Source organism: Acetobacterium wieringae (assembly GCF_023700225.1).
Classification (GTDB): Bacteria; Bacillota; Clostridia; order Eubacteriales; family Eubacteriaceae; genus Acetobacterium; species Acetobacterium wieringae.
The window spans coordinates 2049619-2061433 of record NZ_CP097897.1 but is presented as its reverse complement, the minus strand read 5'-3'; the positions used below and the strand labels follow the sequence as shown (position 1 = coordinate 2061433).

General features: G+C 45.0%; 7 protein-coding genes. All 7 read left to right on the top strand.

Annotation, left to right across the window (positions count from 1 at the left end; translation table 11 throughout):
* The first annotated feature begins 41 nt into the window (after window positions 1-41).
* The 7 genes from CHL1_RS10025 (at window position 42) to CHL1_RS09995 (ending at window position 11766) form a co-directional block, all read left to right on the top strand.
* Complete coding sequence (locus CHL1_RS10025; RefSeq protein WP_148636491.1) at window positions 42-740, top strand: TrmB family transcriptional regulator; 699 nt, start codon at window positions 42-44, stop codon at window positions 738-740.
* A gap of 1 nt (window position 741) precedes the next feature.
* Window positions 742-1995 carry a diaminopimelate decarboxylase gene (locus CHL1_RS10020; RefSeq protein ID WP_070369473.1) on the top strand — a complete coding sequence of 418 codons (1254 nt, stop codon included), beginning with the start codon at window positions 742-744 and terminating at the stop codon, window positions 1993-1995.
* Between the two features lie 194 nt (window positions 1996-2189).
* Window positions 2190-3425, top strand: coding sequence for an LL-diaminopimelate aminotransferase (locus CHL1_RS10015; protein WP_250932689.1), 1236 nt, complete (start codon window positions 2190-2192; stop codon window positions 3423-3425).
* A 199-nt stretch (window positions 3426-3624) separates the two neighbouring features.
* Complete coding sequence (gene htpG, locus CHL1_RS10010; RefSeq protein WP_250932687.1) at window positions 3625-5520, top strand: molecular chaperone HtpG; 1896 nt, start codon at window positions 3625-3627, stop codon at window positions 5518-5520.
* A gap of 753 nt (window positions 5521-6273) precedes the next feature.
* On the top strand, window positions 6274-7806 hold the full coding sequence (locus CHL1_RS10005) for an ABC-F family ATP-binding cassette domain-containing protein (protein WP_070369803.1): 1533 nt from the start codon (window positions 6274-6276) through the stop codon (window positions 7804-7806).
* A 125-nt stretch (window positions 7807-7931) separates the two neighbouring features.
* A complete protein-coding gene (locus CHL1_RS10000) occupies window positions 7932-10409 on the top strand; it encodes a LuxR C-terminal-related transcriptional regulator (RefSeq protein ID WP_250932685.1) in 2478 nt (825 codons plus the stop codon).
* 169 nt (window positions 10410-10578) lie between these two features.
* Entirely contained in the window at window positions 10579-11766 is a 1188-nt protein-coding gene (locus CHL1_RS09995; protein WP_070369902.1) for an anaerobic nitric oxide reductase flavorubredoxin, read from the top strand.
* Window positions 11767-11815: the final 49 nt, after the last annotated feature.

Genomic DNA, 11815 nt, shown 5'->3' with positions numbered 1-11815 from the left:
TGGTAAAAGTGCCAACAGACTAGTAATAAGGACTGATGATTATGGAAATAGTTGAACGATTGACACAATTTGGGCTGACCCGCCATGAGGCGGTGATTTATTTAACCCTGCTGTCCGAAGGCGATTTGAACGGGTATGAGGTGGCCAAGACGACCGGTATCTCAAGATCCAATGCCTATACCTCGCTGGCGTCCCTGGTGGAAAAAGGGGGGGCTTACGTGATCGAGGAAGCAACCATCCGTTATACCCCGGTAGCTATTTCTGAATTCTGTGACAATAAGATTCGAAAGCTCCAGGCTGCCAGGCAGGAGCTGATTGATACCATTCCCCGCAAACGGGATGCGGTGGAAGGTTATATCACCATCAAAGGAGAAGGGAATATCCTTAATAAACTGCGCAATATGATTCTGGAAGCCCGGGAGCGGGTATACATTTCGGTACCCGGTCAGATTCTGGAAACCGTAACCCCGGATATAAAAGCAGCGATTGACCGGGGTATCAAGATGGTGATCATCACTAATGGTAGCTGGGAGCTGGCAGGAACGATTATCCATCGTTCCGATCAACCGCTCCAGCAGATTCGGCTGATTGCCGATTCCACCAATGTCCTTACCGGAGATATCAATAATGGCGAGTATTCCACCTGCCTTTATTCCCGGAAACAGAATCTGGTGGATTTGTTTAAAGACGCCATGAAAAATGAAATAAAGCTGATTGAAATGACGAAAGGAAATCAATAATATGAAAAAAACGTTTGTTAACAAAGAAAAGTTAGAAGCAATTGTCAAACAATACCCAACTCCATTCCATCTGTATGATGAAAAAGGTATCCGCGAAAATGTTCGTAACCTCCAGGAGGCATTTTCCTGGAATAAGGGTTATAAAGAATACTTTGCCGTCAAAGCGACGCCCAACCCGACTATTTTGCAGATATTAAAAGAAGAAGGCTGTGGGGTTGACTGCTCATCCTATACGGAACTGATGATGTCAGATACAGTTGGTTTTGCTGGTGAGGATATCATGTTTACCTCCAATGTGACGCCTCGGGAAGATTTTGTTTTAGCACGAAAGCTTAATGCCCTGATTACCCTGGATGATATTACCCATATTGACTTTCTGGAAGAGGTGGCAGGACTGCCGGAAACGATCAGCTGCCGCTTTAATCCCGGTGGCGACTTTGTTATCGATAACGCCATTATGGATACTCCCCAGGTGGCTAAATATGGTTTCACCCGGGAACAGATGTCAGAAGGATTTGCGATCTTAAAAGATAAAGGCGTTAAGCATTTTGGAATTCATGCTTTTTTAGCCAGCAACACCATTGCCAATGAATACTATCCGGCTTTGGCCCGGATTCTGTTTCAGACGGCGGTGGAGCTGAATCAGGAAACGGGGGCTCACATTGCCTTTATCAACCTGTCCGGTGGGGTTGGGATTCCCTATCTGCCCGATCAGCAACCCACCGATATTTATGAAGTCGGCCGGGGCGTTCAAAAAGCCTTTGAAGAAATACTGGTACCGGCTGGCATGGGCGATATTGCCATCTACACTGAACTCGGCCGTTTTGTACTGGGACCATTTGGTCATCTGATTACCACTGCCCTCCATGAAAAACATACCCACAAAGAATATATTGGTCTTGATGCCTGTGCGGCCAACCTGATGCGACCGGCCATGTATGGGGCCTATCATCACATCACCGTGATGGGTAAGGAAGATGCCCCCTTGGATCACGTTTACGATGTCACCGGGGGCTTATGTGAAAATAACGACAAGTTCGCCATCGACCGCAAGCTTCCTAAAATTGATATCGGTGATCTGGTGGTTCTTCACGATACTGGGGCCCACGGTTTTGCCATGGGCTACAACTACAACGGCAAGCTGCGTTCTGCAGAAGTACTGCTAAAAGAAGATGGCAGCACCGAACTGATCCGTCGGGCTGAAACCCCAGCGGACTATTTCGCCACCCTGGATTTTTCCAAGTGGAAAAAGTAGTTTTAAATAGTAACACTAATATTAAAAAAACTGAGTACCTAAAAATGTTACATCATGTTGTATGCTGCAGGATCGAACAGGTCATTGACCTGTTCGATCCTGCAGCATACAACAGATTAACATTTGTCGGTACGGTTCTTTCAAGAGGACTTTATTAAATTATCAAGAGACGATAACGAAAGGAAAAAAATAAAATGGCATTAATTAATGAAAATTATCTAAAATTACCTGGTTCCTACCTATTTTCAGAAATCGCACGACGGGTTGAAGCTTACAAAAATGCAAATCCCGAGGCGAACATTATCCGGTTGGGGATTGGTGATGTCACTAAACCGCTACCCGAAGCCGTGATTGCTGGTTTGCACAGCGCTGTTGACGAAATGGCCAGCGAAGCAACATTTAAGGGTTATGGCCCAGAACAGGGCTATGATTTCCTGCTGGAAAAAATTATCGAGTTTGATTTTAAAGCCCGGGGCGTTGAACTGGCGGTGGACGAAATCTTTGTCAGTGACGGTTCCAAAAGCGACACTGCCAATTTTCAGGAAATCTTCAGTCAGAATACCAGAATTGCTATCACCGATCCGGTATACCCGGTCTATGTCGACAGCAACGTTATGGCTGGTCGCAGTGGTACCTTAGGGGCCGATGGCAAATGGAGCGACATGGTCTACATTCCCTGTACCGCTGAAAATGGCTTTGTTCCCCAATTACCAACCGAAAAGGTGGATCTGATCTATCTTTGTTTTCCCAATAACCCGACTGGCACCACCATTAATAAAACCGAACTGAAAAAGTGGGTGGATTATGCCAAAGCTAACCAGGCCATTATTCTGTATGACGCAGCTTATGAAGCCTATATTCAGGAAGATGATGTCCCTCATAGTATCTATGAGATCGAAGGTGCCAAAGCGGTTGCCATTGAATTCCGTAGCTTCTCAAAAAATGCTGGCTTCACCGGAACCCGTTGCTCCTATGTGGTGGTGCCCAAAGAAGTGATGGGCTACACTGAAGCCGGGGAGCCGGTTGAAATCAATAAACTATGGAACCGTCGCCACTGTACTAAATTCAATGGTGTGCCCTACATCATTCAAAAAGGCGCTGAAGCGGTGTATACCGAAGCCGGTCAAGCGCAGATTAAGGCTCTGGTGGCATACTATATGAATAACGCCAAGATGATCCGTGAAGGGGTTGCCAGTACTGGCATTGAAGTTTTTGGCGGTGTCAATGCTCCCTATATCTGGCTGAAAACGCCAGAGGGCATGGATTCATGGAGCTTCTTTGACAAACTCCTCACCGAGGTCAACATTGTCGGAACTCCTGGGGTGGGCTTTGGTCCCAGCGGTGAAGGCTATTTTAGGCTTACCGCCTTCGGCAGCAAAGAAAACACCGAAGAAGCGATAAGGCGTTTCACCACCGAATTTAAATTATAAGATCCTGCTAAACAAAAGATACCCGGCAACAATGCTTGTCCGGGTATTTTTTATGGGAATAGTTACTTACCCCAAAGCAGTCATTCAGCCTTAAAAAATCATTAAAAGTGTTGACACTTTTAATAAAGTTACTTACAATATTGTTAGCACTCTTTCAGAAAGAGTGCTAACAATATACAAAATGAAGAAGAGGTATGTTATGGAAAAGAAGCAGTTTAAATCAGAATCCAAACGTCTGATGGATTTGATGATCAATTCAATTTATACCAATAAAGAAATTTTTCTACGGGAATTGATTTCAAATGCATCGGATGCCATTGACAAGGTTTACTACAAAACATTAACCGACAAAGATAAAACCTTTAATAAAGACGACTACTATATCCGGATTCATCCCGACAAGGACAACCGCACCCTGACCATTGAAGACACTGGGATCGGGATGACCGAAGCGGAATTGGACGACAATCTGGGAACCATTGCCAAAAGCGGCTCCAGCGATTTCAAAAGTGAACAGGAAATGGAAGAAGATTTTGATATCATCGGTCAGTTTGGGGTCGGTTTCTATTCAGCCTTTATGGTGGCTGATAAGGTTACTGTGGAAACCAGGGCGGTTGATTCCGAGCAGTCTTATTTATGGGTTTCAGAAGGGGCTGACGGTTATACCATCGAACCGGGAACCCGTAAAACCCATGGCTCTAAAATTACCCTGCATCTCAAAGAAAATACCGAAGACAACAATTATGACGACTATCTGGAGCCCTACCGAATCCGTCATCTGGTAGAGCATTACTCCAACTTTATCCGCTACCCCATTAAAATGGTAGTTGAAAACAGCCGTATTAAAGAAGAAACCAAAGACAGCGACAAGCCGGAATATGAAACCTATCTATCGGATGATGTGTTAAACTCGATGATCCCGATCTGGCGCAAAAATAAAAATGAGCTCACCGATGAAGATTACAACAATTTCTATCATGACAAACGATTGGGCTTTGATGCACCGCTCGCTCATGTCCACCTCAGTATTGAAGGGGCCATGAGCTATAAGGCGATTCTTTATATTCCCGGTCAGGCGCCTTTTGACTACTACACCCGGGACTATGAAAAAGGTCTGGAGCTTTATTCCAATGGCGTGCTGATTATGGAAAAATGCAGTGAGCTGCTGCCGGATTACTTCAGCTTTGTCAAAGGGGTGGTAGATTCGGAAGATATTTCCCTGAATATTTCCCGGGAAATGCTCCAGCAGGATCGTCAGCTGCGTCTGATCAGCCGTAAAATCGATTCCCGAATCTCCGAAGAACTGAAGAAAATGCAGGAAAACGATCGGGAAACCTATGAAAAATTCTTTAAAGCCTTTGGCAATCAGTTAAAAGTAGGAACCTATGATAAATGGGGCCAGGACAAAGAAAAACTTCAGGACTTCCTGCTCTTCTATTCGTCTAAAGAAGGCAATATGGTCACCCTCAAGGAATACGTCGAGCGGATGCCGGAAGATCAGAAATACATCTATTATGCCACCGGCTCATCGGTCAGTCAGCTTGAAAAGCTGCCCCAGGTTTCCATCATCAAGGATAAAGATTATGAGATCCTGTATTTAACCGAAACCATTGATGAGTTTGTTACCCAGACTTTAAGACAATACGGAGAAAAAGAATTCCGTTCCGTATCCAGCCAGAATCTGGGCCTGGAGGCACCGGAAGAAGATCAGAAAGATGATGCTGAGCAGACTTCCGAAATGGATGAAAAGCTGTTGGCAAAAATGAAAGAACTGATCGGTGATGAGGTGGTCAAGGTTAAAACCACCGCTCATTTAAAAGATGACGTGGCCTATCTGTCCACTGAAGGGGATCTGTCCATTGAAATGGAAATGACCTTAAACACCATGCCCCAGGGTGGCGATGTGAAGGCCAAGAAAGTGCTGGAAATCAACAAAAACCATCCGGTTTATGAAAAACTGAAAACTTTCTATGAAGCCGACGACGAGCAATTTGCCCTTTACACCGAACTGCTTTACAATCAAGCCCGCCTGATTGCCGGACTGCCACTGGACGATGTGGTGGCCTTTACCAAAAATATCAGCAAGCTGATGTAATCAGAGATTCGCTTGAGATACCGTACCGATCAATTGTTAATCTGTTGTTTGCTGCAGAATCGGACACTAATAAGAAATTATAAATTTCTTATTAGTCGCAGGCAGTCGCCAACTACAAGCCAGCTTGTGATTGGCTCGTTGCCTTTGCGCAGGCTATCGCCGTGTCCGCTCTGATGCAAACAACATGATCTAACAATTGTCGGTACTGCGTTATTGCTAATTTACCTTATTTTCAATCACAACAATTACCGAGATGCCAGTGCTATTTGACAAGTGCTGGCAATTTTGCTACACTAATAACAGTAACTGAAAGGTATGAGATGATGATTTTAACAATTGAAGCAGCTCTGACAATGGGATTATCGATGAGACATTGTTTAGAGCCTAAAGATAAAGTGTAAAACTTTTATTCTCATCGGTCTAAGCGCTTGATAGGATAGCAGTTTACTAGAGTTTATTGGCAAACTCCCGTACCGACCAATTGTTAATCTGTTGTTTCCTGCAGACTCGGACAGGCTATCGCCGTGTCCGCTCTGATGCAAACAACATGATATAACAATTGTCGGTACTACGTTATTTGTTTGATTATAGGCTATAGCATGCTATACTTTGTTTTACTGCGCCTAAACCGATAGCCATACAAAAAGTTTTAAGGCCATAACGCAATGCTCGTTATGGCCTTTTATAATGACAGAGAGTCAGTATAAGGGTGACTCTCTGTTTTTATTTTGTGAATTTTTAAAGGAGAAAAAAATGGGACTATTGGACGTTATCAATTTATCACATTCGTTTGGTGATAAAATTTTATATCAAGAGGCTTCCTTTGAACTGTTCAAAGGTGAGCACATGGGGATTGTCGGACGTAATGGTACTGGCAAGACCACTTTGTTAAATACCCTAATTGGTGAAATCATTCCCGATGGTGGGGAGATTCGCTGGCAAAAGGGCATTAAGGTCGGATATCTGGATCAGCATGCCCAGATTGATCAGGAGATTACGGTGTTTGACTATCTGAAAACATCGTTTCATGAGCTCTACGAAACCGAAGCCCAGTTGACCAGAATTTATGAAAACATGGCCAGCGACTGCAGTGAAAAAGCCATGAACCGGGCCGCAGATCTGCAGAGCCTACTGGAAAACTCGGGCTTTTACGAATTGGAAAGCCGTGTTTTAAAAATTGCTGACGGTTTGGGAATTACCGCTTTGGGGATGGACACCATTCTGGAGACGCTCAGCGGAGGGCAGCGGGCCAAGGTTATTCTGGCCAAGCTGCTGTTGGAAGAACCCAATGTGCTGCTGCTGGATGAACCCACCAACTTTTTGGACAAGGAGCATGTGACCTGGCTCACCGATTATTTAAAAACCTATGAGGGCACCTTTCTGGTGATTTCTCATGACTTTGATTTTCTGGACAAGATTACCACCTGTGTCTGCGACATCGAATTCTGCACCATTAAAAAATACAGCGGTAACATTTCAAAGTTCATTGAGCTGAAAGGTCTCAGACGGGAAAGTTATATCCGGGAATTTGAGGCCCAGAAAAAGGAGATCAAGAAATTTGAAGACTATATTTCCAAAAACAAAGCCCGGGCTGCCACCGCCAGTATGGCCAAAAGCCGGCAGAAGCAATTGGATAAAATTGATCGGCTGCCACCACCGGAACTGGTGCCCAAACCCAATTTCCGCTTTAACGCATTGCACATTTCGGCCCAACGTTCTTTGAGTGCCAAAGATCTGGAAATTGGCTATGATTATCCGCTGCTATCTAAACTTAATTTTAAAATCGAGTCAGGTCAGAAAACCGTGATTACCGGGTTTAACGGGATTGGCAAATCCACCCTGCTTAAAACCCTGATCAAGCAGATCCCGGCGATTTCCGGCAAATTTAAATTTGCCGACAATATCAAGGTCGCCTATTTTGAACAGGATCTCAACTGGGATAATCCCACCCTGACCCCCATTCAGGTGGTCTCCGATGCTTATCCCAAACTGTCTCAGAGTCAGTTGCGGCGCTATCTGGCCCAGTGTGGTTTAAAGGCCAAAAGTATGCTTCAGAGCGTCGACACCCTTAGCGGTGGGGAACAGGCCAAGGTTAAAATCTGCATCCTGATGCTGACACCGGCCAATTTTTTAATCCTTGATGAGCCGACCAACCACCTCGATGCCGATGCCAAAGAGGTGTTAAAAAAAGAGCTGATCAAATGGACTGGCAGTCTGATTCTGGTCTCCCATGAATCCTCTTTTTATGAGGACTGGGCTGATGCGATCATCAATATAGAAGGTTAATGCCAATAATAAACGATGTCCTCAAAAAAAACTTAACAGATGTAAAAAATCCGGCTATAATAAATTAATCGGTAGTTATAATTTGCCTGATCGAAAATAAAATCACACAATGAAATGAGACATTCGTGAAAATACAATTTTTACAGCGAGAACGCATCAATAAAATATTGGCCAATCTTTTTGATTATCCGTTGACCATCGTCGAAGCGCCCATGGGTTACGGAAAAACAACGGCAGTCCGGAATTTTCTTAAAGCAGCGGGGCATCAGCCGATCTGGATCACATTTCAGCCGGAGACGGGGTTTATTGATTATTACTGGCACAAATTTGCCACCGCAGTTAGCCGGATCGATCAAGCCAGTGGCGAGACCCTGAAACAGCTGGGCTTTCCGGTGGATGTCCCGCAGATGGATCAGGTAATTTCGGTGCTGTCGGACATGGTTAGTGATGAGAAAATTATTCTGGTGTTGGATGACTATCACTTGACCAATAGCGAACCGCTGAATCGCCTGGTGGCGCTGATTGTTTCGGAGGGGATCGAAAATTTTACTCTGATCCTGATCACCCGCAATACGGTTCATTTAAACAGCGCCGAACTGGTGGCCAAAGGATATTGTCAATTGATCAATCAGGATCTGCTCAAATTCACCGAGGCAGAAGTCCGGGATTATTGCCTGATGATGATGGACACCATTTCTGAAAAAGATGTACAGCAAGTAAACGACTATGCCGGCGGCTGGATAACCCTGACCTATATGCTGCTGCTTGGACTGGAGCAGGGGATTCCAGTGGGCCTGAACATGACCATTGAAGAGCTGATCAATCAAACCATTTTTTCCGGTTATGACAACACCATCCAGGATTTTCTGATTCAACTGTCGGTGATGGACGCCTTTACCGAAGAACAGGCCCGGTTTATTACCAGCGAAGCCAAGGCTGGCGTGATTCTTGGTCATCTGAAAAAGGAAAACTCCTTTATTTATTTTGATGAGATCAATAAAAGCTATCAGATTCATCATGTGCTGCTGGATTTTTTGCGAACCAGACAGCGGTTTTCCCCAGAACAACGACAGATGGTGTATTATCGGTTGGGGGAATGGTATCTGATGCAGCAGGAGTTTCCCAAAGCTTATCGTTATTTTTATCAGGCCGGCGCCGATCGGCGCATCCTTGAGCATTTAAATAATCCCGAAAATATCCGCAATGAGTTGGCTGAATTTGATGGCGCCGGGGAGCTGTTTGCCAAAACCCCGATCGCAGTGCTGCATCAATACCCGCTGGCCTATTTGCAGCATATTCTGGTTTCGCTGCTGCGGGGAAATGACGAAACGGCGGCGGTCTGCTGCCAACAGCTGGCCGAATTGGAGCAGTATTTTACCGCTTTGGATGATCACACCCGACCCGATAAAAACCGGATTTTGGCGGAGCTTAATATTGTCCGCAAGTTCACCCTCTTTAATCATGTCGAAGCGTCCACTGCCCGGAATGATCTGATCATTGAGCTGCTAAATGGGGAGCAGTCCTACATTATGCAGCGGGATAATGAGTTTACCTTTGGCTCGCCCCATTTACTTTACAATTATTTCCGGGATCCGGGGGCCTTCGAAAAAACCGCCGCCCTGGTGATCAAGAAATTTCCAGTTTACCCCCGCTATGCCAACGGCAATGGCACCGGTTCAGAACACCTGGCCAGGGCTGAATTTGCTCTGGAAACCGGCAACTGGACCGAGGCGCAAATAAACAGTGACAAGGCGATTTATAAAGCCCGAACCAAAGAGCAGTACAGCATTATCATTTGCGCCAACTTTAATTTAATTCGGCTGGAGATTTTTCAGGGGCATATCAATGACGCCCTGAATCGCTTCCGGGAATTGGAAAAAGAAATTCTGGCCGTCAAAAACCCTATTTTCAACACCACACTGGATATTTGTAAGGGTTATATTTATGCCTGCCTGGATCAGGTGGAAAAAATTCCCTTTTGGCTCCAGATCGGCAATATGACAACGGCGGATCTGTTTTATCAGGGGGTGGCCTTTAATTATCTGGTTTATGGCAAGGCGGTTGTGGCCTCCCGGAATTTTGTCAAGCTTGAGGTACTGGTTGAAAGCTTTGGGGAGTATTTTTCGATCTATCATAACCAGTTGGGCTTTATTCATAACGGCATTTTTGACGCCATTGCCAAATACCATCTTAACGGCCTGGGAGCTGGGCAAAAAGTCCTTAACCGGGTGCTCACCGAAGCACAGCCGGACGGGATTGTCATGCCTTTTGTGGAGAATGCACCGCAGCTTTTGCCAATGCTCAAAGCGTCGGCGGCCGAGCACCCGGAGGACCCATATCGCCACAAACTGGTGTCACTGAGTGAAAGCTATTGTCAGAGTCTGAAAAATGGCGAATTGTTCCGGGTAACGCTGACCCAACGGGAACACGAAGTGTTACTGCTGACCGCCAGGGGGTTAAAGCGTGAAGAAATCGCCAATCGGCTTTTTATTGCTCCGGGCACGGTAAAAACCCATCTCCAGAATGTCTATAAAAAACTCGAAGTAAATGGTAAAAGTGCTGCCATCAAAACTGCAGTCAAAAATGGCTTGCTAAGCATTTGAAATAATTTAAAACACCGGTATTACAGTGATTGGTTGTAATATCGGTGTTTTTTTATCCACAGGTTGGGTAAAACAACCGATTATTTATAAGAATTCCGGGTAGATATCATTAAAGGATATTTTTAAGCGTAAGGTTTTGTGAATTTAGTAGTGTATGAGAGGGAAAATGATGAAAAAATTAATCAAAAACAATGTTAGCTGGGTTGGTAAAGTGGATTGGGAACTGCAGCAGTTTCATGGCAATGAATTTTCAACAAATCATGGCTCCACCTACAATTCCTATTTGATTCAAGAAGAAAAAACGGTATTAATTGACACGGTGTGGATGCCCTATGCCAAAGAGTTTGTTGAAAATCTCGCCCAGGTCATTGACTTGAGTGAGATCGACTATATTGTGGCCAACCATGGGGAAGTTGACCACAGCGGGGCCTTACCAGCACTGATGGAGAAAATTCCCGATGTACCGATTTACTGTACCGAAAACGCAGTTAAATCGTTAAAGGGTCAGTATCATCAGGACTGGAACTTCCAGGTGGTTAAAACCGGGGACAAGCTGGATCTGGGTAATGGCAAAGAACTGATTTTTGTGGAAATGAAGATGCTCCACTGGCCGGACAGTATGGCTACCTATATGACAGGGGACAATATACTATTCAGTAATGACGCCTTTGGCCAGCATTATGCCACCGAAAGATTGTATAATAACCTGGTTGATCAATGTGACTTGTACAAAGAAGCGATGAAATATTATGCCAATATTCTCACCCCGTTCAGTGCCATCCTGCGGAAAAAACTGGACGAAATTATTGCCTTCAATCTGACCATTGATATCATTGCCACCAGCCATGGCGTGATCTGGAACGACAACCCGATGCAGATCGTTGAGAAATATGCCCAGTGGGCCGGAGATTATCAGGAAAATCAGATTACCATTATCTACGACACGATGTGGAACGGCACCAAAACCCTGGCTGAAAAAATAGCTGAGGGCATCGGTCTGACCGACCCGGATGTCGAAGTGAAGGTCTTCAACCTGGCCAAAAGCGATGAGAATGATCTGATCACCGAGGTCTTTAAATCAAAAACGGTGTTGATTGGCTCACCGACCATCGGCGGCAGTATTCTTCATTCCATTGCTGGTTTTGTTCACCTGATGAAAGAGCTGAAGTTTAAAAATAAAAAAGCCGCCGCCTTTGGCTGTTACGGCTGGAGTGGCGAGTCCACCAAGGTATTAAATGAATGGCTGACTGGTGCCGGCTTTGAAATCATCAACGAGGGTATCCGCAATCAGTGGAACCCGGACACCGCCCAACAGGAACTGGCCATTGACTTTGGCAAACAAATCGCCAAAGCTTAGAAATCGATTTGTGAATAATAAGAACATAATATAAAAAACGACTTAATCG

What these genes read in the sequence shown, in the direction of transcription:
- CHL1_RS10025 (WP_148636491.1), top strand. Translation starts at nt 42, where the DNA reads ATGGAAATAGTTGAACGATTGACACAATTTGGGCTGACCCGCCATGAG.
- CHL1_RS10020 (WP_070369473.1), top strand. Translation starts at nt 742, where the DNA reads ATGAAAAAAACGTTTGTTAACAAAGAAAAGTTAGAAGCAATTGTCAAA.
- CHL1_RS10015 (WP_250932689.1), top strand. Translation starts at nt 2,190, where the DNA reads ATGGCATTAATTAATGAAAATTATCTAAAATTACCTGGTTCCTACCTA.
- htpG (WP_250932687.1), top strand. Translation starts at nt 3,625, where the DNA reads ATGGAAAAGAAGCAGTTTAAATCAGAATCCAAACGTCTGATGGATTTG.
- CHL1_RS10005 (WP_070369803.1), top strand. Translation starts at nt 6,274, where the DNA reads ATGGGACTATTGGACGTTATCAATTTATCACATTCGTTTGGTGATAAA.
- CHL1_RS09995 (WP_070369902.1), top strand. Translation starts at nt 10,579, where the DNA reads ATGAAAAAATTAATCAAAAACAATGTTAGCTGGGTTGGTAAAGTGGAT.